Genomic DNA, 21,410 nt, shown 5'->3' on the forward strand with positions numbered 1-21,410 from the left:
AGGTTATCCAACGACGTGTTGTTGTCTGAGCCAGTCACAGATATCTGGGCGAAAGTGTGAGATGCCTTCCAGAATCCCGGCGCTGTAGTTGCCGTTCATCCCCAGAAAATCGCCCTTGGCAATATAGAGGTTGATGTGGGGCTGAATGACCGATCGCGCCTTGACCTCGGGGTGCGCATTGGCCACCAAAACGGCAGGAATATCGCTCAGCATCACGTCCAGATCGTTGCCGCTGTCCCCGGCAAACACGGTTTGCTCGCGTGAGAACCCACGCGCCTGCATCAAAAATTCAACCGCCTGGCGTTTGCCCGCCCGCGCCGGCAAGATGTCGATCAGACCGAGCTGAGTTTCCTCGTCAACGCTCCAGATGACATTCGCCTGTACCCCATGCTGCGCCAGCCGTTGCTCGATGACCTGCTTCAGGTTCGTGGCGGATGCCGACAGCGGCGCGTAAAAACTCAGCTTATGCCTGGCCTGCTTTTCTGGCTCCTGCAAGCGCAGTTCACCCACATCTGCCAGCAGGCTGCTGATGTGCTCGGCGCTGGCCCCGGCCCAGTCCCAGTCCAGCCCGATGCGCACATCCCAGGCGCGCCAACTTTGCCAGCCACTGAACTTGCGCTGGTAGATGCTGGAGCCAACATCGGTGATGGCAAAGTTTGGCGTCGGCAATTGGTAGGTCTTGATCGCCTCTTCAATCTGCGCGAGGTTTCTGCCACTGACATAGGCCAGGGTGACATGCGGCTGGCGCACCAGATTGGCAAAGTGCGCCCGGGCATAAGGCGATTCGGTGGCCGCACCATTAGGAATCAAGGTGCGGTCCAGATCGGTGCAGAGCAAAAATGGCCTCATCTGGCAACCCCGGTACGCCGATTTCTAAAAGCCATAGTGCGCCATCGATTCAAGAATGCCATCAGCGAACTGGCTATGTGAATAGTAGATGTTGTCTGCGCCAGACATGCCTGCCAGTTCATCCGGATGCTGGCTGGTAATGACGGCACCCAGGGTGTTGCCGCGCAGCATGTCTGCATCCGCTGCGGTGACACCCGCCACCAGCGTGCGATCGAGCTGAAAACCCAGCCGACCCGCGCACCAGCGCACCGCCAAACCCTTGGAGGCGCGGGTCGGAATCACATCCAGAAATTGACCAAAGGAAAACACCACATTCACATCTTGCTCACCACGCAACAGCGTTTGGCGGATGGCGGCAACATCGGCCACGGTGGGGTCCACGATGTAGCTGATTTTCAAACGGCTTTGCTGCTCTCTGGACTGCGGCGTCAAGCCCGGGTAGCCGGCCAGCAGGCGCCGGACTTCGGCTGGGTTCCAGTGGTGTTCAATGTGTTGCTCCCAGGCGGTGTCGCGGTTCAGACCGGGCGCGTAGTGGATTTGCGTGCCCTGGTGGGTGATCAGCACATCTGGCTCTGGAATGCCATGCCGGCGCAACTCGCCCAGCGCATCGTCCAGATGCCGACCCGTGGCCACGCCAAACAGCAAAGACTTGCGCTCTGACTGGATGCGCTGAATCAGCACCGCCAGCGACGCTGCGTCGCCGGTCAGGTTCAGGTCCAGGCTGGTGAACAGCGCACGTTGCCTGAAGCGCGAGGGTTTTCGGCCTTTGGTAAACGTCGCCATCGGCTCGGTTTTTTCGGCCAGCGGGCGAATCACCTCCAGGTAGCGCGCCACGTGGGCTTCCCAGGAGTAGTGCTTGCGGACGCCCTCAATGCCCTTTTTGCTCATGCGCTGCCAGTTCAGCCGGTCTTCGAGGACGTGCAACAGCTTGGTCGTCATGTCTTGACTGTCCAGCGGATCAATCAGATAGCCATTGCAACAGTTGGCCAAAATCTCCACCGGGCCACCATCTTGCGTGGCCACCGTGGGCAATCCGCAGGCGGCGGCCTCAATCAGCGTCAAACCAAACGGCTCGGTCAAGGCCGGGTTGACAAAGACGCCGCCGGTGGCAGCGCCCAGGCGGTACAAGTCGGCCACATCAGCGGGGAGGTGGTGCTTGGGGTAGGCCACTTTGCCATACAGATCGTATTTGTCGATCGCCAGCAGCAGTTCGCCGTGAACCTGCCCAGACACCGCCTTGTCGTCGGCAACATCTTCCCGGTTACCGGCAATCAGCACCAGGTTGGCAGCAGCTTGCAGCGCTTCTGATTCGCCGTAGGCTTGAACCAGTCTGATCAAATTTTTCTTCGGATCTGGTCGCGCCAAGGCCAGGATGATGGGCTTGCTCGGGTCGCGCAAGAACCGCTCGAGCTCCTTGGCGATGGCGGGTGGGCGCCGCTGCGCTTTCGGCACAGGCGGGTGAAACGCCTGCAAGTCAGTTCCTGGCGGCACTACCCGCATGCGCTCTGGCTGATAGAAGTCGTACATGGCGTACTGCTGTTCAACCTCTTGCCGGGTGCTGGTAATCACCCGCACGGCCACGCTCAGGGTGTCCTCTTCGACATCAATGCGCCGACTGATCTGGTAGGTTTGCTCAAGCTCTGCTGGGTCCACCCCCGAAGCCAGCAACTGTTTGCGCTTGCCGCGCCCTAATGAATGCCCAGTGTGAACGAGGGGCACGCCGGTTTGGCGCGACAACCGTGCGCCGACATAACCGGCATCCGCGTAATGGCTGTGCAGGATGTCCGGCAGCCCGGTCGTTTTCTGGAAGTACGCCAGCGTGTTGTCACAGAACGCATCCAGCGAATCCCAGAGCAACTCCTTGCGCAGATAGCCCGGCTCGCCGCAGGCGATGCGAACGATTTGAACCTTGTCCGACAACACTTCAATGTCTTCGGCGTAATCGGGGCTGACCCGTGGATCGACCACTTTGCGTGTTAACAAGACCACTTGGCGCACGTCCTCGCGCTCGCCCAGCGCCTTGGCCAACTCCACCACGTACTTGGTTTGCCCTCCGGTGTCGGCATCACGCCCGAGTTCAAGTTCATGACCCCGAATCAGGCCGTGCAAGCTCAAGAGCGCGATGAAAAACCCGCTTTTTTCTACGGGCTGCGGGGAATTGTCGACGGGTAGTTGTGTTCTGGGCAAGGGTGCGCACTCCGGTGTGGTTAGGGCTGACCGAGCCTAGTGTGGGTTTGAATGGCGATTCAAACTAATATATTTGTGCAAATGTATTATAAAGAGTTTGACTTTCAGACGAAAAAAAGCAAAGGAGTCGTCATTTGATTCGAGAATTTATGACCGCAAACACATGGGAGCACTGGTCGAGTGCCCTGCTTGCCATCGCCATCTTTTTGGCGCTGTTCTACATCTTACGCCGGGTGGTGCTGGGCCGACTGAAGAAACTGTCGACCCGCACAGACACTTTGATTGACGATTTCTTCTACGAAGTGTTGTCAGCCACGCGGGTGTTGCTGGCCGGGGCCGTTAGCCTGTACCTCGCCCAGTTGTTTCTGATCATGCCCGCGTCGCTGGAGAAGGCCACGGGCCGGATCTTCGTTGCCTTGCTGCTGTTGCAAACCGGCTTCTGGGTCGCCCGGGGCCTGGATTTCTGGTTGCGCCACCGGCTCTCGCATGGCGAGCCCGGCGAGCAGGGTGCGCGCGAGATGACGCGTTCGCTGCTGTCGTTCCTGGGTCGCGTTGTGATGTGGTCGCTGGTGTTTTTGCTGATTCTGGACAACCTGGGGCTCAACGTCAGCGCCTTGATTGCCAGCCTGGGCATTGGCGGCATCGCCGTTGCGCTGGCAGTGCAGAACATTCTGGGTGATTTGTTCGCCTCGCTGTCGATTGCCATCGACAAGCCGTTTGTGATTGGCGACTTCATCGTCGTTGACGACTTGGTGGGCACGGTGGAGCACGTCGGGCTGAAGACCAGCCGCCTGCGCAGCCTGAGCGGGGAGCAAATCGTCGTCTCCAACAACGACTTGCTGAAAAGCCGCATCCGCAACTTCAAGCGCATGCAGCAGCGCCGCGTGGTCTTTGCCATCGGCGTCACCTACGACACGCCCAGAGCGAAGCTTGAGGCCATCCCGCTGCTGGTTCGCTCAGCCGTTGAGGCACAGGACAACACGCGCTTTGACCGCGCACACCTGAAGGGCTTTGGCGCGTTTTCGCTGGATTTTGAAATCGTTTACTACGTCAACAGTGCCGACTTCAACCTGTACATGGACATTCAGCAAGGCATCAATTTGCAACTGATTGACGACTTCAAAGGCCTGGCAATCGAATTCGCGTTCCCAACCCAGACCCTGCACGTGGCGTCGATCCCGCCAGTATCAGGCAGCTTGAGCTCCGCAGTGGATCGCAGGCAGCTTCAGGCCAGTGCTGTGCCAGGTAGTCACAGAGAACCTGTTTAGCTATACTAAATATAGCTGCTCGCGCTTATTCCACAAGGGCTAATCGCTGATTTGACCATTAAACCCAAGCCGCTGCCGCCAGCACCTGGGCCACGGCGGCGGTGAGCTTTTTGGCATAAGGCACGTGCAAAAACTCATTCGGCCCGTGGGCGTTGCTCTTCGGGCCAAGCACGCCGCAAACCATCATCTGCGCCTTGGGAAAACCTGTGGACAACATGTTCATAAGCGGAATGGTGCCACCCTGGCCGATGTAGCCACAAGGCGCACCAAAGCAGTTTTGTGATGCCGCGTTGGCCGCCTGCTCGAACCACGGCGCGCTGCTCGGTGCGTTCCAGCCTGTGGCGCCCGCAGCACGGTCAAACGTGACCTTGGCCTGGTAAGGCGCGTTGTCTTCCAGCAGCGTTTTCAGGCCGGCCACGGCCTGCGCAGCGTCCACCAGCGGCGGCAGGCGCAGGCTGAGTTTGAAGGCGGTGTAGGGGCGCAGCACGTTGCCGGCGTTTTGCAGCTCGGGTACGCCCTCCACGCCGGTCACGCTCAGCGTGGGAGACCAGGTGCGGTTGATCAGGGCCTGCAGCGGGTCGGTGGTGGTGGGCAGCATGCTTTGCACCTCACCACCACAGTCGGTATGCGCCCACGGAAAGCGCTTGTAGACCTCGTTACCCAGGATGGCTGCGGTAGCTTTGGCCTGCGCCCAGCGGTCGGCGGGAATCTCGCAGTGAAAGTTGGCGGGCAGCAAGCGCCCGGTGGCGCTGTCTTCGAGCCGATCCAGCAGATGGCGCAGGATGCGAAAGCTCGACGGCACCAGCCCACTGGCGTCCCCCGAGTGCACGCCTTCGGTCAGCACCTCAACTTTGAGCACACCGCTGGCCATGCCGCGCAGGCTGTTGGTGAGCCAGAGCTGGTCGTAGTTGCCCGCGCCAGAGTCCAGACACATCACCAGACCCACATCGCCCAGCCGGGGTTTGAGCAGGTCGATGTAGGCGCCCAGGTCGTAAGAGCCGCTTTCCTCACAGGTCTCAATCAGGCCCACGATGCGCGGGTGCGCCGCCTGCTGGGCTGTGAGTGCTTGAATGGCGGCGATGGCGGCATAAAGGGCGTAGCCGTCGTCCGCACCGCCACGGCCATAGAGTTTGCCTTCGGTGTAGACCGGCTTCCAGGGGCCCAGATCAGAGCGCCAGCCAGCGAACTCGGGTTGCTTGTCCAGATGCCCATAAGTCAGCACCGTTTGGCCGCTAGCCCTTACTGTATCTGCGCGAGCCGCTATTGTTTCGGTATTGCCTTGGGAGGCGGCCATTTCAAAAAACAGCACGGGGGTACGCCCTTCCAGGCGGATGATTTCCACGGAAAGCCCTGGCACCTGTTGCGCCTGAACCCACTCAAAAGCGTTGCGCACCACGGTCTCAATAAAGCCATGCTGTGCCCAGTCGGCATCGAACATGGGCGATTTGGCGGGGATGGCGATGTAGTCACTGAGCTGGCCGACGATGTCGTCGTCCCATTGCGCGCTGACCTGGCGCAACACCTCGGTGGTGTCCAGGGTGGCGGTGGAAGCGGCGGTGGGGGTGCGTGCGTTCATGTCAAAACTCCTGTGCAATGTTTGCATTGCCTATGATGATGCCACGAACCAAGCCGGACCCGGCACGGCGACTGGGTCATGCGCATGCGGCCTCTAGGTGAAAACACACACGCGAAATGGCGGGATTGGTACGCCCGCGACTGTTGGCGCGCGCCTTTCACCCCGAAGCCCGGTCGCATCACCCAGTCACCGCGCCTAGCTCACTGTGGGTCAGAATCTCTGCTGTCAACAATTCACATCCATTCGCGCCGTATCCAAAGCAGGCAACTTTTGACTTCCCTGCCAGCATACCAAAACGCTCGGAAAATCAGTCGGGTGATGCGCTTTGCGTAGGTCAAGGAGGAGACCGCGCAGCGGGCGGGGGACACGAAGCAAAGCGTATCGCCCGGCTGATTGGCCAAACAGCGACAAATCACGACGAAGCCAACATCTCCCCTATTGAGATGGCATATCACTTTGAATCACACCTTACCCACGCCGCAAAGCCGTCCACAACGCCGCCAACACAATCAGCGCACCACCCACCCAGCCCAACACGCTCAAACTTTCACCCAACCACAACACCGCAAACAACGCGCCAAAGGCCGGTTCGCTGCTGGTCAGCAACGCCACCCGGCTCGGTGAACTGTGCCTCAAAGCCCAGTTTTGCGCAAAAAAGGCAAACACCGTGCAACCCAACACCAGGTACAGCGTGGCCTGCCAGAAGGCTGCATCCTTGGGCAGCGCGGGCAGACCGGCGGGGGTCGATAGCGCTAGCAGCACGCTGCCCAGTGCGATCACCCCAGCCTGCACCGCCGTGAGCTGCAAAGCGGTGGCGCTGCTGTGGCGCGTGAGCTGACTGGTTTTGCAGACGGTGATGGCGCGCAGCGCGGCAGCAACCAGCATCAGGCCGTCGCCCCAGCCCAGTCCACCTGATAGCCCGCCGCTGAGCAGCGCAGCACCCAGCAGCGAGATGCCAGCAAACACAAACATCGCCGGTGCCGGGCGCTGGCCCAGCAGCCACCATTGGGCAAACGGTGTCATCACCACACAAAGGCTGATCAGCAGCGCCGCGTTGCTGGCTTGGGTGTGCGCCACGCCAAAGGTCTCACACAGAAAGATGGCCAGCAGCAAGCCACCCAGCGGCAGGCCAGTGCGTAACGCGTCGCGCTGCTGACGACGCGCAGCGCGCAGCAACGTGGGTAGCAGCAACGCAAAGGTCAGGCCAAAACGCACCGCCAGAAAGCCCAGCACCGGGTAAAACACCAGCGCGCCTTTGGCCACGCCGTAGCTGGTGCCCCAGACCATGGCCACGGCCAGTAGGGTCAGGTCTGACAGGCGCAGCAGTTGGGCGCTTTGGGGCAGGGTGGTGGTAGTCATGGCAAAACGGGCGCTTGGGTTTGGGGTATTCATGCTAGATTCATTCATTCAAAAAGATAATCACCTCTTTCAGAACATTACCTTTGCGCCATGAGCATCAATCAGCCGCTGGACAACCTCTCTGACATGGCCGTGTTTGCCCGTGTGGCCGAAGTGGGCAGCTTTTCTGGTGCGGCGCGCCAGCTTGGTCTGACGCCGTCGGCGGTCAGCCGGCAGGTAGCGCGCCTGGAAGATGTTCTGCGTGTGCGCCTGCTGGAGCGCACCACGCGCAAGCTGCGGTTGACACAGGCGGGTAGCGCCGCGCTGACCCGCTGCCAGGCCATGGTGGCCGCCGCGCGTGAGGTGATGGCGCTGAGCGACACCCAAAGCGCCACGCCGCGCGGTCTGTTGCGCATCACCATTCCCGAGGCGTTTGCCCAGCAGGTGGTGCACCCGCTGATGCCTGCGTTTCTGGCGCGCTACCCAGAGGTAGACGTGCAACTCATCATCACCGACCGTACGGTGGATTTGTATGAAGAAGCGGTGGACCTGGCCATCCGTATCACCGATGCACCGCCACCTGGCTTGGCGGGTCGTCCGTTGATGCCATCGCCTCATCTGGTTTGCGCCAGCCCGCACTACTTGGCAACCCGTGGCACACCCGCGCATCCGCACGATCTGGCGCAGCACAGCTGCCTGTACCTGGGTGCCGATGACCGTGACCGCAACTGGCGGTTCCAGAAAAATGGCGGCGTGGTCACTGTGCGTGTCAGTGGCCGTTACGTGGCTGACCACAGCGACGTCCGGCTCGACGGCGCCTTGCAGCATCTGGGCATCGCCAGCCTGCCGGGGTTTACCGCCACCCGGGCGCTGCAAAGCGGCCAATTGGTGCGGGTGCTGCCAGATTGGCTGCACCTGACCGACTACGCCGGAACCGCCTGGCTGCTGTACCCGCCCAACCGTTACCTGGCCGCCAAACTGCGGGCATGGATTGATTTTGTGGTGGCTGGCCTGACGCCGCCTCTTGTATAAGAAATACGCCTGTAGCCCTTACAGGTAAAGCGCGAAGAGCTATCAAAAATAGCAATCCAGTCACAACCCATAGCCCACCGTAGAATCAAAATTCACCCGCCCAGCAACCCACACCGCGCAAACACCGATTGAACACTTTCGCCCCTGACCTGGAGCCTTTAAGCGGGCTGGACGGTGCTTTTTTAAGCCTGGAAACGCCTGCCACGCCGATGCACGTGGGCTCGCTCAACGTGTTTGAGCTGCCTGCCGGGTACACCGGTGACTGGCAGGCCGATGTCACCGCCTGGCTGGCCCAGCGCTTGCCACCGGTACTGCGCCGCCAGCTGGTCACCCTGCCACTGCAGCTGGCCTACCCGGTCTGGCAGATGGGCGAGATCGATCTGCGCCAGCATGTGCAGCACGCCCACATTCCCGCGCCGGGTGGGCAGGCGCAGCTGGAAGATCTGGTGGCGCAATTGCACGCGCAGCCGTTGGACCGCTCCCGCCCGCTTTGGCAGGTAACGGTGTTGGACGGTCTGGCTAGTGGCCACAAAGCGCTGTACTTCAAGATTCACCATGCCATGCTCGACGGCCAGGCCGCGGCCGTGCTGGCTGCCAGCCTGTTTAATACCGCGCCCAGCGACTGGCCAGCGGCGCCAGCCACCGCACCATTGCCACCTGTGCCGCCTGGCTCAACTGAGTCAGCGGCCAACCAAGCAACTCAACCTAACAGCCCTCGCCGCCCGAACTGGCTGGGTCTGCTAAAAGTCGCTGGCCGTCACGATGCCAGCCAGTTGGCCCGGCTGGCGCGTGGTCTACCGTTGGCGCTGGGTACCTTGCGCGGCTTGGTGCGCGGCGTCGCCAGCGGTGCGCTGCAACCTGTGAAGCTGAGCTTTGCACCGCGCACCGCGCTAAACGGCCCGATCACGGCTGAGCGCGGTTTTGCCACCCTCAGCTTGCCTCTGGCCGAGGTCAAAGTCATTGCCCGCACCTGCCATGTCAGCGCCAACGACGTGGTGCTCACCGCCTGTGGCGGCGCGTTACGCCGTTATCTGGCGCGCCTTGGGCCGCTGCCCGAGGCGTCGCTGATCGCCCTGATGGCGCTGTCATTGCGCCAGCGCGGCAACACCGATTTTCACAACCACGCCACGCTGAGCCTGGTCAGCCTAGCCAGCCACATCGCGCACCCGCTGCAGCGCATCCAGGCGGTGCATGGCCACACCCGCGCCACCAAAGTACTGGCCCAGCAGGCCAAGCCGCTGATGCCGACCGACTTTCCGTCCATCGGCCAGCCGTGGCTGATGGGCGCGCTGGCGGCAGGGGTCGAGCGGGCCGGTGCGCTCAAGCGCCTGCCGCCGCTGGCCAATGTGCTGATCTCCAGCGTGACCGGGCCACCGAAAACGCTGTACCTGGGCCCCGTGCGCATGACCGGTTACTGGCCGATTTCCATCGTTGAACACGGTATGGGCCTGAACATGACCCTGGTGCGCTACACCGACCAACTGTTTATCGGCTTGACGGTGGCACGTACCGCCGTGCCCGACGCCCGCCTGCTGGCCGACGACCTGGCACAGGCTTATAGCGAGCTGAAAGCCGCCGCATTCGCTACGTCAGTCACGGCAGTCACGTCAGCCGCGCCAGCCAGCACCACCCATGCATAGCGACTCACCCACACCCACCATCCTGACAGCGAGCCACACTTCGCAGGCCCTGACAAGCACCACCGAGCTGACCGCCCAGCGCGTCACCGGCAGCACCACCGGCGCCTGGCCAATTGCATATCAGAGCGCCAGCCGGTGAACTCGGGCTGCTTGTCAAGGTGCCCGTAAACCAGTACGGTTTGGCTGCTAACCCTTATTGCGTTTGCGTGAGCTGCTATTGTTTCAGCGTTGCCATGGGATGCGGCCAGTTCAAAAAACAGCACGGGCGTGCGTCCTTCCATGCGGATGATTTCCACAGAAAGCCCCGGCACCTGTTGCGCCTGCATCCACTCGAAGGCGTTGCGAACGACAGTGTCAATGTAGCCATGCTGCGCCCAGTCGGGGTCAAACATGGGCGATTTGGCGGGGATGGCGATGTCGTCACTGAGCTGGCCGAAGATGTCGTCGTCCGATTGCGCGCTGACCTGGCGTAAGGCCTCGATGGTATTCAGGCGAGCGGTAGAAGCGGCGGTGGGGGTGCGTGCGTTCATGTCCAAACCCCTCAAATGTGTCATTGCGTTTCCATATCAATAGGATCTGTTGTTGCTTCGCCTTGCCGTGCGTCTGCACTGTCTGCGGCTTCGCGCCTAAGCTCCTATCGATCTGAAAATGGAATCAGCCGCGACTATGACTCAGGGCTTGAAATGCTTCCTGGCCAACACGGGGTGCGGGCACCTGCGCTGCCAAAATGGGTTGGCTGAACGTTGCCCCGTGGGCCAGTTTGAAGACCGACACGGCGTGCTCCAGCCGTTGCGCCTGGTCACGCAGGCTCTCGGCTGCGGCCGCCGACTGCTCAACCAGAGCGGCATTTTGTTGCGTCATCTGGTCGAGCTCACCCACCGCGGCATTCACACTGCCAATGCCTTGTGACTGCTCCGCAGCTGCGGCGCTGATCTCGCCAATGATGTCACTCACCCGCTGCACCGAGCTGACGATCTCGTTCATGGTGTCACCGGCGTTTTGCACCAGCCGCGAGCCCGACTCGACTTTGTCGACCGAGACATTGATCAGCGCCTTGATCTCGCGTGCTGCTGACGCGCTGCGCCCGGCTAGGCTGCGCACTTCAGTCGCCACCACGGCAAACCCACGCCCCTGTTCACCCGCGCGGGCAGCTTCCACCGCAGCGTTCAACGCCAGGATGTTGGTCTGGAACGCAATGCCGTCGATGACGCTGATGATGTCGGCAATCCGGCGTGAACTTTGGTTGATGTCGTTCATGGTGCTGACCACCTCGCCCACCACCACACCACCGCGTGCGGCGACAGACGCTGCGCAGGCAGCCAGCTGGTTGGCCTGGTGCGCGGCATCGGCCGACTGCTGCACCGCCCCGGTCAACTGCATCATGCTGGAGGCCGTGCGCTGCAAGTTGCTGGCGGTCTGTTCCGTGCGCTGGCTCAGGTCCTGGTTGCCATTGGCGATTTCGGCGCTCGCAGTGCCAATGCTTGCCGCCGCCTGGCGCACCTGTTGCAAGGCCTGCAGATATCGCAGCCGCATGCCTTCGGTCTCGGTCACCAGTTCACCAATTTCGTCGCGCCGGGTGGTCTCGAAAGTGCGGGTCAAATCACCTTGGGCTACCGCCAGTACCGCTGTGGCCAATTCGCGCAAGGGCCGGCTCACCGTGCGTCTGACCAGCAGATACAGCCCCAGGCCCAGCAGTACGGCTGTGCCGGCCAGCAGCGCCCAGATCAAGGTCATGTTGATCCAGTATTGCGCCATGGCCTCGGACGCACTCACCTCGGCCACCAGCCACTGATTGCCCAGGTCAAGCTTGCGTACTACCGCCCAGCGCTTGTCAGTGGCGCCGTTGAGCAAGGGCAGGGCTTGCGGCAGATAACCGTCCTGGGACGTCATTAGCGCCGTCACAAATGCCTCAGACTGCGCTGAAACTTCGGCCACTTTTTTGCCAGTGGCCGTCGGATGCACCAGAAACCGCGCCCCAGCGGCCGGGCCATTGGCCTCGATGAGGTAGGTACCTCCGGTGTCAAAAAACCGCGTCCCGTTGATCTGTTTCTCCAGCGCCGCCTGTTGCAAGCTGATGTCTTGGCCGATGAAGAAGATGCCGATCACCTGCCCGGTTGAATCGGTAACGGGTTCGTAATATGTCATGTAGGGTTTGCCAAACAACAGCGCCTGGCCGGTGTAGGTTTTACCTTCCAGTACCAGTTTGTAGGCAGGGTGCTTTTGGTCCAGCAAGGTGCCCATAGCTCGCTCGCCGTCCTGTTTTTTCAGCGAGGTGGTGACACGCTCGAAGTCTTCGCCTTTGCGGACAAAGACCGTGGCAACGCCGTCGGTGTCTTTGTTGAACCGGTCCACGGAACTGAAGTCACCGTTCACCGGCACACCCAAACTCGATAACTCGCTGGTGTCTGGTTTGTAGGTAAGCTCCGGGGCAAAATCGTTGCGGAACTTCTTGAAGTTGCGCATTGCCATCTCGCGGTTGGTCAACTCGGAGGCATTGGCCACCGCCACAATGCCCTGCAGCTTTTCGGTGACCGACTGGCGCATCAGGCCATTTACATTGCGCCATTCAATGACACCGATGGCAATGGCAACCAACATCAGAACCAGCGTCAGCCCGGTCAAGGACAGCAACGCTAGGTTGCGCGCGACAGACTGTTTTTTTTGCACTGTCAAACTCATAGTTGCTCCAGAAATACTTCACCAAGTGTGTAGCCTATACCAGCATCAGACACGCGACAAATTACTTGCCGGACGAAATTTGCCAGCCTGTCGCCGGGCCGGGCAACCCTCTATTTTTCTGTGCTGGAAAGGCCTGTAAAGCATATATTAAAAGGCTGATCGCTACGTCGTCAATAGCGTCACCAGTCGTTCTTCAATCGTCTGGTGGTACGCCGTAAACTCCGCCACGATGTTTCGCAACCGCATTCACCCCGCCCTGAACCCACCCTGTCGCCGTTGACAGAGGTGCCACCCGAAGAGTCTGAACCTTTTTTTAGGTCTAAAACTGCCATGCATGTCTTGTTGTCTCCATGAACTCCGTTGAGCACCTCCAAGGCCGCACCACTGGCGCCTGGCCCATCGCGTATGAGGCGCTGGGCGACCCGGCGCATCCGGCCATCGTGCTGATCATGGGCCTGGGGCTGCAACTCGTCGCCTGGCCCGACAGCTTTTGTCAGGCGCTGGTGGACGGCGGCTACCGCGTGGTGCGCTTTGACAACCGCGACTGCGGCCTGTCAGCCCGCGCACCGGCGTATGGCCGTTTTGGTCTGTTTCGCACCATTGCGGCGTCAGTACTCAAGCTACCGGTGCCCTCGCCCTACACCTTGGACGATATGGCGCAAGACACGCTGGCGGTAATAGATGCATTGCAGATCCAGCGCGCCCACATCGTCGGCGTGTCCATGGGCGGCATGATCGGCCAAGTGCTGGCGGCCAAACACCCGCAGCGCGTGCAAAGCTTGGTCTCCATCATGTCCACCAGTGGCCACCCGCGGCTGCAACAGCCTGCCTTGAGCGTTCGCCGCGTGGTGGTGGGCCGCCCGGCCAACCCGGCTGACCTTGAGTCGGTGATTGACCACCAGGTACGTATCGTGCGCGCCATTGGCAGCCGGGTGCACCTTGAGTCCGAGCCGGGCTTACGTGAGCGCGTGGGCCGGGGCATTCGCCGCGCCTACGAGCCTGCGGGCCTGACGCGCCAGGTGATGGCCATCATCGCCAGTGGCGATCGGCGCCCGCTGCTCAAGCGCATCACTGCGCCCACGCTGGTCATCCATGGCCGCGACGACCCGCTGGTGCCGTTGCCCGGCGGTCAGGACACGGCGGACCATATCCCCGGCGCCAAACTGCTGGTGGTCGACGGCATGGGGCACGACCTGTCACCCGCGCTGCTGCCCACGCTGAGCCAGGCCATTCTCAATCATTGCAATGCCTTTTAGGCCTCCAGCCCTTATATGTCAAGCGCTGACAGCTATTTTTTAAATAGCATTTCATCCCGCCAGTTTCAGTAACCTGCGCGACTTCTCGCACAGGCGCAGGCCAAGGCCGCGCCGTAGAATCAAATTTAGCCTTGCACACCCATACATAGAGGGACAGCTTGAACACGTTCACACCTGGCATGGAATCTTTAAGCGGGCTGGACGGCGCTTTTTTGAACCTTGAGACCCTGGCCACGCCCATGCATGTGGGCTCGTTGCACACCTTTGAGGTGCCTCCGGGCTACCAGGGCGACTTTCTGACCGATGCCAAAACCATGCTGGCCCAGCGCATGGTGCCTCTGCTGCGCCGGCATCTGACCAACATGCCGCTGCAACTGGCCAACCCGATGTGGGTGCAGGGCGAGGTGGATCTGGATTGGCACATTGAACGCATCATGATTGCGGCACCGGGTGAGCGCGCACAGCTGGAGGCCGTGGTGGCTGGTCTGCACGCTGACCTGCTGGAGCGCGCCCGCCCGCTGTGGAAGATGTATGTGCTGGACGGCCTGTCCAGCGGCGAAAAAGCCTATTATTTCAAGATCCACCACGCCATGCTCGACGGACACGCTGCCGCCGCGCTGGCCGCCGCGCTGTTTGACACCGCACCCGTGGTGTTCAAAACCAGCGCTCGCAAAAAGACAGTACCTGCGCGGCCCTACCCCAAGCCACCCGGCGCCCTGCGACTGGTGGCGGCGGCTTTGCGCCGTGATGCTCGCCAATATGTCAAGCTGGTGCGCGTGCTGCCGGGTGTGGCGCGCACTCTCGCCGGGCTGGCGCGCAGCTCGGGCGGCGCGCCTGATCACGGCACGGTGAAGCCTGGCAGCGGCAAAGCAGCTAAGGCCGTGACGGGCATGGCGTTTGCCCCGCGCACACCGCTGAATGTGGCCATCACCCGCGAGCGTGGTTTTGCCGCAGAGGCCGTGCCGCTGGCCGAGGTCAAAGCCATCGCTGGCGCCTGTGATGCCACGGTCAACGATGTGGTGTTGACGGTGTGCGGCGGCGCGCTCAGGCGTTATCTGGCGCGGCTCGGGCCTTTGCCCCAGAAGTCGCTGATTGCCACGATGGCGATCTCGCTGCGTGACAAGGGCAACACCGACTTTCACACCCAGGCCACGCTGAGCCTGGTGAGCCTGGCCACCCGCATCAAAGACCCACTCAAACGCCTTCAGGCGGTGCATGGCCACACCACAGCCACCAAGGCGGTGGCGCGGCACGCCAAATCGGCGTTGCCCACGGACTTTCCTTGCATTGGTGCGCCGTGGCTGATCAGCACCCTGGCCAACCTGTATGGCCGCGCGGGGGTCTCCGAGGTGTTGCCGCTGCTGGCCTACCTGGTGATCTCCAATGTGCCCGGCCCACCTGTGCCGCTGTATGTGGGCCAGGCGCGCATGACCGGTTACTGGCCGGTGTCCATCGTGGAGCACGGTGTGGGGCTAAACATCACCCTGATGAGTTATGCCGGGCAACTGTGTGTGGGCCTCACCGCAGCGCGCTGCGCCGTGCCCGTTGTGCGCCAGTTGGCCGTTGACTTTGTGCTGGCCTATGTCGAGCTGAAACACGCAGCGCTGGCCAATTGCAGCATCACCCATCTGCCCGGCCCCGCCGTGGCGCTGTACCTGCTGGGTGCGCAGCTGACCTACCTGTCGGCGATCATGCCGACTGCTGACGGCATGGGGCTGGTGTTTTCGGTGACCAGCTACAACGACATGCTGGTGATCTCGTTGACCGGCTGTGACGAGCAACTGCCTGACCCCGAAGTGTTTGCCCAGTGCCTGCGCGACAGCTTTCAGGAGTACCGAGCGCTGCTGCCAGCGCCAGCCACCGCAGCGCGCGCCACCCGCAAGACAGCGCAACCCACGCAAACAACCTGACCCATGCGAACCACTGGAACTGTGCCGATCGAATTCGAGTCGCTGGGTGACCCGGCTCACCCGGCCATTGTGCTGATCATGGGGCTGGGCATGCAGCTGGTGGCCTGGCCTGATGCGTTTTGCCAGGCGCTGGTGGCGGGCGGCTACCGGGTGGTGCGGTTCGATAACCGCGACAGTGGCTTGTCTGCCCGCGCCACTGGTGGTGGCGGGTTGGGTCTGTTCAAAGCGGTGGCGGCATCGGTCTTGAAGCTGCCGGTGCACACGCCCTACACGCTGCATGACATGGCGCAAGACACCTTGGCGGTGATGGATGCCCTACAGATTGAGCGCGCGCACATCGTCGGCGTGTCGATGGGCGGCATGATCGCGCAGGTGCTGGCCGCAGCCCATGCGCAGCGGGTGCTGAGCCTGACCTCCATCATGTCCACCAGCGGCCACCAGCGCCTGCCCCAACCCAGCCTCAAGGTGCGCCGGATGTTGATGAGCCGCCCGGCCAAGCCGAAGGATCTGGCGTCGGTCACTGACCACCTGGTGCACATACTGCAAGTGATTGGCAGCCCGGACTACCCAGAACCCGTGCAGGCGCTGCACGAGCGTGTTAGCCAAGGCGTCAAACGGGCCTACAACCCGGCTGGCACCAACCGCCAGCTGATGGCGGTCATCGCCAGTGGTGACCGGCGGCCCTTGCTGCGCCAGATCCAAGCGCCTACCCTGGTCATCCATGGCCGTGACGACCCGCTGGTGCCGCTGTCGGGCGGCCAGGACACAGCAGACCACACTCCCGGTGCCAGACTGATGGTGATCGACGGCATGGGCCATGACCTGCCGTCTGCGCTGCTGCCCCTGCTTAGCCAAGCCATTCTCGACCATTGCAATGCTTTTTCGGGCTCTAGCCCTTATCCGTGAAGCGTTAACAGCTATTATTTAAGTAGCGTCACGAATCACGCATCACACGCAAGCGCTTTTTCCCCAACCTTTCACCGAGTAGCACCCCATGCCCACCCCTCTGGACACCCTGAACGCCTCTTTTGGCTTGCCCGGCACACTGCACTTTGACGAGGCAGCACCCGGCCTGCCGGTGGCCCATATCACCACGCCGCTGGCCAGCGCCAGCATCGCGCTGCAGGGCGCCCAGGTGCTGACCTGGCAGCCGACCGGGCAACAGCCGGTGCTGTGGGTGTCCAAGGCCGCCATTTTTGAGGAAGGCAAGCCTGTACGCGGCGGCGTGCCAGTGTGCTGGCCGTGGTTTGGTGCGGTGCCCGGGAAACCCATGCATGGGTTTGTGCGCACCCGACTTTGGCAGCTACGAGGCGCAGAACTGGATGCGCCCGGCCAGGTCGTGCTGCGTCTGGGGATCGGTGACGACGTCGCCACCCACAGCCTTTGGGACCATGCGTTTGACTTGGAATTGACCGTGACCGTGGGAAGCACGCTGACCCTGGCGCTCACCACCCGCAACACTGGCACGCAAGCTTTTGAGATCACTCAGGCGCTGCACACCTACTTGTGCACCACAGAGATCACGCAAACCACGGTGCAGGGGCTCGACGCCTGCCACTATCTCGACAAGGTACAAGACTTTGCGCCATACCAGCAAAGCGGCGCAGTCACCTTCCAAAGCGAAACCGACCGGATCTACACCGACACCACGGCAGACAGCCTGATCGTGGACGCAGCCGGTGGCCGAAACCTGCGCATCGCCAAACAGGGCAGCGCCAGCACCGTGGTCTGGAACCCCTGGACAGACAAAGAAAAAACCATGGCCGACATGGCCAGCGGCGAATTCCACCAGATGCTTTGCGTGGAAACCTGCAACGCCGGGCCGGATGCGGTGAGCATCCCGGCCGGCGGCGCGCACACGCTGGTGGCGATTATTTCGGTGGAGTAAGCGACCCATTGCCGCTGGGGCGATCTGGCGAGGGTGAGCGCCAGTCTTGAACCGTCCGGTGACGGGCTTGGCGCCGCCGCCGCTCTGAGGTAGTATTTACCCTTACAAAACAAGTCCGCTGGAAGGGCAACACCTCATGACTACAGAAGCAACTCACAAGAGAGTGCCGTTCGTGATCGAATGGCGCGACGGGTTCAAGATCGGCATTGACCAGGTGGATCAGGAGCATCGGCACCTGTTTACCTTGGTGCGCGCGCTCAACCTGGCGTCGGTGGACCACACTGTCGACGAACTGCTGGACTATGTGGTCACACATTTTTCCAACGAACAGGCGATGATGGAAAAAAGCGGCTACCCGGCGTTTGAGCAACATTTGAAGTTGCATGAAGAATTTGCCGCCCAGGTTGCCGAGTTTCTGGGCAGTGACCAGGGCTGGACCGAAGACCGGGTGCAGGAGATGCGCAAATTCCTGAACAAATGGCTGATCGGACACATCATGACCCACGACCTGCGCTTCGGAAAATGGCTCACCAGCCGGCCGGTACCGAGCGCCCCGCTGGTACAGCAGGTGGCGCCCAAGTCAGGCGGTTTTTTTGCCCGATTGTTTGGCCGGAAATGATCTCTGCGCAGCTGCCTATCCCGTGCTCTGGGTGTCCAAGGCGGCCGTTTATGAAAGCGGCAAAGGCGTGCGCGCTGGCGTGCCGGTGTGCTGGCCGTGGTTTGGCGCGGTGCCCGGCAAGCCCGCCCACGGCCTTGTGCGCACGCGCCTGTGGCAGCTGCGCGGCGCCGCGCTGGACGCGTCGGGCCAGGTGGTGCTGCGTCTGGGTATCTGTGACGACGACGTCACCCGCAGCTTCTGGGAGCATGCGTTTGAACTGGAACTGCTGGTGACCGTGGGCCGCACGCTGACCCTGGCGCTGACCACCCACAACACCGGTGCAGAGGCTTTCGAGATCACCCAGGCGTTGCCCAGCTACTTTTGTACTGGCGACAGTGCGCAAACCACGGTGCAGGGGTTGGACGGCTGCCACTATCTTGATAAGGTGCAAGACTTTGCGCTATGCCAGCAAAGCGGCGCGGTCACCTTCCAAAGCGAAACCGACCGGATCTACACCGACACCACGGCAAACAGCCTGATCGTGGACGCAGCCACCGGCCGCACTCTGCGCATCACCAAGCAGGGCAGCGCCAGCACCGTGGTCTGGAACCCCTGGTCAGACAAGGAAAAAACCATGGCCGACATGGCCTGTAGCGAATACCGCCAGATGCTGTGCGTGGAAACCTGAAACGCCGGGCCGGACCGGGTGACGCTGGCGCCTGGCGCCAGCCCTACCTTGGTGGCGGAAGTGTCTGTGGTTTCACAACCGTCCGGTCAAAAGTCAAACAAAATCAATTGGTTAGAGATGGACTTGGGTTCGTTTTGTAATTCATCGGTCTGCAAGGCGCATGAAACCTGGGTTTTCTCGAAAACCGAGACCGACAAAATCTGTTGACAAGTGTAGAGCGAGGATTTGAGTTGAAGCTCCTTTTTGACAATGGCGATCAAAACCTAAGTGGCGATGGCGCACCAGATTTGCGTCTTCACTGCGTTCTCGCTGGTGTCCAAAACTTCTTGATACGCAGATGCTGCTTGATCCACTTGAAGAACAATTCGACCTGCCAGCGGTTCTTGTAAAGCTGCGCAATCACCGGCGCTGACAATGCCGTGTTGTTGGTCAAGAAGATCAGCGTCTTGCCCATTGGATCCTTGAAACGAACCCGGCGCAAATGCTCGGGGTCATCTTTGGCCGCCTTGAATCCATTGAGCGCCACAGACTGATCACCTGCGCAAAAAGCGTCTTTCCAAGATTCACGGTAAGTTCCCCGAGTTGTCGGGCTAGGGAAATTACCAGTAAAAAGCATCATGAAATTCAAATCGACACCAAACTTTTTCGCTCGCAAACCCGCATGCCTATTGGGTTTTCGTCAAAGCGGAACAACCTCTACCGGACAGTAGTGACTTTGAACCTAAAAACGGCAGCTTTTAGGTTGAACCACCCGGCTTCAGGCGCGCGCGTGGGTGCGCTGCATCGTAGGCTTTAGTCAGGTGACCAAAGTCCAGCCGGGTATAAATTTGGGTGGTGCTGATGTTGGCGTGGCCCAGCAACTCCTGCACACCGCGCAGGTCGCTGCTGGACTGCAGCAGATGGCTGGCAAACGAGTGGCGCAGCATGTGCGGGTGCACCGGGTGCGCCAGCCCGGCCTGCAAACTGCGCGCGCGCAGGCGCTTCCAGACCGACTGCGCCGCCAAACGGGTGCCGTTGCGACCAATAAACAAGGCAGGTTGTGGCACGAACGCAGCACCAGCGGTGGCTTGGCCGGGTGACGCGGGTTCTGCCGCTTGTGCCGCTTGTGCCGCTTGTGCCGTTTGAACCGCTTGATCCAAGCCCTGATCACGCACCGCCAGCCAAGCCTGCACGGCCAGCACCGCCTGGGAGCCCACCGGCACGATACGCCGCTTGTTGCCCTTGCCCAGCACATGCGCCTCACCAGCCTGCAAATCGACCCAACCGCGCGCGCTGTTGCTGGCCAGCACATCCAACCCGGTCACCTCGGCCAGCCGCAGGCCGCCGCCATAGAGCAGTTCGACCAGAGCCGCATCACGCGCTTCCAGCCACGGGTCAGTGCTCTCGTTTTTAAAGCTGGCAAGTTGCACGGCCTCGTCCACCGCCAAGGCTTTGGGCAAGGGTTTACCGGCTTTGGGGGTGCGCACGTCCACCACCGGGTTGCTGGCGACCAGGCCTTCACGCCCGAGCCAGGCATAAAACCCGCGCCAGCCCGACAGAATCAGCGCCATGCCACGCGCGCTACGCCCACCCGAATGCATCTGCGCCACCCAGCGGCGGATGTGGCTGGGCTGCACCTGCTGCACGTCCACGCCAGCCAGCGTCGCGTTGCGGGCCAACTTTTCCAGATCCAGGGTGTAGAGCGTTACGGTGCGCTCGGCCAGACGTTTCTCAAACCGCACATGGTCCAGATAACGCTGCACCAGCGGGTCGGTCATGGTCGGTCAGGCATGAGGGCTTCAGCGCAGCCGTGTCAGCGCGGCGCTGGCCAGTTCGGCAATGCGAGCCAGAAAATCGGTGCCCATGGTGCTGTTAAAGCGCTGCGCGTCGGGCGAGGCCAGCACCAGCAGGCCAAACGCCGGGGCCAGACCACCACGTGTGCCGCCGGCCACGGGCAAGCCGCGCAGCGGCAGAATCGCCAGCGACACCGCGGCTTGCGGTTCGGGCAGCCAGTTGATGGCCTCCAGCCCGGTGTTGACGCCGCAGAAAGGTTCGGTCAGCGAGGTGGCAAACGACTTGGCATCCTCACTGACTCCCAAGGCGAAATTGCAGGACTGAAACTGCGGCGTTACGCCCCACACCTTGATGCCGACTTGCGGCACCGAAAATTGGTTGGCCAGTTCATCGGCAATCAACTGCGGCAAGACTTGCGAGTCAGCGTTCAAAAACAGCGTCTGCGCCCACTGCAATAGCTTGTCAGACAGCACCATGTTTTCATTGACGTTGCGGATCATGTCCATGATGCGCTGCTCCAGCATGCGGATTTTTTCGCGCAGCAGCGTGGCCTGGCGCTCTTGCAGGCTCACCGCGCGCTGGCTGTGCGGGCTGGACAGTTGCACCGCGGCCAGCAGTTCGGCGTGGCGCTCAAAAAAATCAGGGGTGTTGGCCAGATAGTTGGCAATGTCGTCTTCGGTGATCGGGCTGCCCATCGCGTTGGGAAACTGGTTGGAAATCGTCATGTT

General features: G+C 61.5%; 17 protein-coding genes and 1 pseudogene. 9 read left to right on the forward strand and 9 right to left on the reverse strand.

Annotated features, from left to right (window positions below):
• Window positions 1-3 precede the first annotated feature (3 nt).
• On the reverse strand, window positions 4-849 hold the full coding sequence (locus tag BLL52_RS02380) for an HAD-IIB family hydrolase (RefSeq protein ID WP_075585124.1): 846 nt from the start codon (window positions 847-849) through the stop codon (window positions 4-6).
• A gap of 24 nt (window positions 850-873) precedes the next feature.
• Entirely contained in the window at window positions 874-3,036 is a 2,163-nt protein-coding gene (locus BLL52_RS02385) for an HAD family hydrolase (RefSeq protein WP_075585125.1), read from the reverse strand.
• 149 nt (window positions 3,037-3,185) lie between these two features.
• On the opposite strand from BLL52_RS02385, the gene BLL52_RS02390 reads away from it, so the two are divergent.
• On the forward strand, window positions 3,186-4,304 hold the full coding sequence (locus tag BLL52_RS02390) for a mechanosensitive ion channel family protein (protein ID WP_075585126.1): 1,119 nt from the start codon (window positions 3,186-3,188) through the stop codon (window positions 4,302-4,304).
• A 58-nt stretch (window positions 4,305-4,362) separates the two neighbouring features.
• Here BLL52_RS02390 and BLL52_RS02395 read toward each other — a convergent pair whose 3' ends face one another.
• The gene (locus tag BLL52_RS02395) at window positions 4,363-5,880 is read right to left on the reverse strand and encodes a M20/M25/M40 family metallo-hydrolase (protein WP_083633742.1); all 1,518 of its coding nucleotides are present in this window, start codon (window positions 5,878-5,880) and stop codon (window positions 4,363-4,365) included.
• Between the two features lie 468 nt (window positions 5,881-6,348).
• Window positions 6,349-7,239 (reverse strand): DMT family transporter, encoded by an 891-nt coding sequence (locus tag BLL52_RS02400; RefSeq protein ID WP_075585209.1) that lies wholly within the window; start codon window positions 7,237-7,239, stop codon window positions 6,349-6,351.
• Window positions 7,240-7,329: 90 nt separating this feature from the next.
• Here BLL52_RS02400 and BLL52_RS02405 point away from each other — a divergent pair, with 90 nt between their 5' ends.
• Entirely contained in the window at window positions 7,330-8,250 is a 921-nt protein-coding gene (locus tag BLL52_RS02405; RefSeq protein WP_075585127.1) for a LysR family transcriptional regulator, read from the forward strand.
• A gap of 128 nt (window positions 8,251-8,378) precedes the next feature.
• On the forward strand, window positions 8,379-9,890 hold the full coding sequence (locus BLL52_RS02410; RefSeq protein WP_241838962.1) for a wax ester/triacylglycerol synthase family O-acyltransferase: 1,512 nt from the start codon (window positions 8,379-8,381) through the stop codon (window positions 9,888-9,890).
• An 83-nt stretch (window positions 9,891-9,973) separates the two neighbouring features.
• On the opposite strand, the gene BLL52_RS02415 is transcribed toward BLL52_RS02410, so the two are convergent.
• Together BLL52_RS02415 and BLL52_RS21700 are read right to left on the reverse strand one after the other, a co-directional pair.
• Window positions 9,974-10,420, reverse strand: a complete 447-nt coding sequence (locus BLL52_RS02415) for a zinc-binding metallopeptidase family protein (RefSeq protein WP_075585128.1) — start codon at window positions 10,418-10,420, stop codon at window positions 9,974-9,976.
• A gap of 124 nt (window positions 10,421-10,544) precedes the next feature.
• Window positions 10,545-12,569 (reverse strand): methyl-accepting chemotaxis protein, encoded by a 2,025-nt coding sequence (locus tag BLL52_RS21700; RefSeq protein WP_075585129.1) that lies wholly within the window; start codon window positions 12,567-12,569, stop codon window positions 10,545-10,547.
• 350 nt (window positions 12,570-12,919) lie between these two features.
• On the opposite strand from BLL52_RS21700, the gene BLL52_RS02425 reads away from it, so the two are divergent.
• The 6 genes from BLL52_RS02425 (at window position 12,920) to BLL52_RS02450 (ending at window position 18,909) form a co-directional block, all read left to right on the forward strand.
• Window positions 12,920-13,825, forward strand: a complete 906-nt coding sequence (locus BLL52_RS02425; protein WP_075585130.1) for an alpha/beta fold hydrolase — start codon at window positions 12,920-12,922, stop codon at window positions 13,823-13,825.
• Between the two features lie 158 nt (window positions 13,826-13,983).
• Complete coding sequence (locus tag BLL52_RS02430) at window positions 13,984-15,735, forward strand: wax ester/triacylglycerol synthase family O-acyltransferase (protein WP_139313280.1); 1,752 nt, start codon at window positions 13,984-13,986, stop codon at window positions 15,733-15,735.
• 3 nt (window positions 15,736-15,738) lie between these two features.
• Window positions 15,739-16,641 carry an alpha/beta fold hydrolase gene (locus BLL52_RS02435; RefSeq protein WP_075585132.1) on the forward strand — a complete coding sequence of 301 codons (903 nt, stop codon included), beginning with the start codon at window positions 15,739-15,741 and terminating at the stop codon, window positions 16,639-16,641.
• A gap of 88 nt (window positions 16,642-16,729) precedes the next feature.
• Window positions 16,730-17,623: a D-hexose-6-phosphate mutarotase gene (locus BLL52_RS02440; protein ID WP_075585133.1), complete on the forward strand. Its 894-nt coding sequence runs from the start codon at window positions 16,730-16,732 to the stop codon at window positions 17,621-17,623.
• Between the two features lie 136 nt (window positions 17,624-17,759).
• Window positions 17,760-18,242: a bacteriohemerythrin gene (locus BLL52_RS02445; RefSeq protein WP_083633743.1), complete on the forward strand. Its 483-nt coding sequence runs from the start codon at window positions 17,760-17,762 to the stop codon at window positions 18,240-18,242.
• Between the two features lie 22 nt (window positions 18,243-18,264).
• Window positions 18,265-18,909: a D-hexose-6-phosphate mutarotase gene (locus BLL52_RS02450; RefSeq protein ID WP_158025669.1), complete on the forward strand. Its 645-nt coding sequence runs from the start codon at window positions 18,265-18,267 to the stop codon at window positions 18,907-18,909.
• 86 nt (window positions 18,910-18,995) lie between these two features.
• Here the strand turns inward: BLL52_RS02450 and BLL52_RS19875 are convergent.
• The 3 genes and pseudogenes from BLL52_RS19875 to BLL52_RS02470 form a co-directional block, all read right to left on the reverse strand.
• Window positions 18,996-19,444 (reverse strand): annotated as a pseudogene (locus BLL52_RS19875) (transposase); the annotation flags it as partial.
• 202 nt (window positions 19,445-19,646) lie between these two features.
• The gene (locus BLL52_RS02465; RefSeq protein WP_075585137.1) at window positions 19,647-20,666 is read right to left on the reverse strand and encodes a tyrosine recombinase XerC; all 1,020 of its coding nucleotides are present in this window, start codon (window positions 20,664-20,666) and stop codon (window positions 19,647-19,649) included.
• Between the two features lie 21 nt (window positions 20,667-20,687).
• On the reverse strand, window positions 20,688-21,407 hold the full coding sequence (locus BLL52_RS02470) for a DUF484 family protein (RefSeq protein WP_075585211.1): 720 nt from the start codon (window positions 21,405-21,407) through the stop codon (window positions 20,688-20,690).
• Between the last annotated feature and the right edge of the window lie 3 nt (window positions 21,408-21,410).

It is taken from the genome of Rhodoferax antarcticus ANT.BR, from assembly GCF_001938565.1.
Lineage (GTDB): Bacteria > Pseudomonadota > Gammaproteobacteria > Burkholderiales > Burkholderiaceae_C > Rhodoferax > Rhodoferax antarcticus.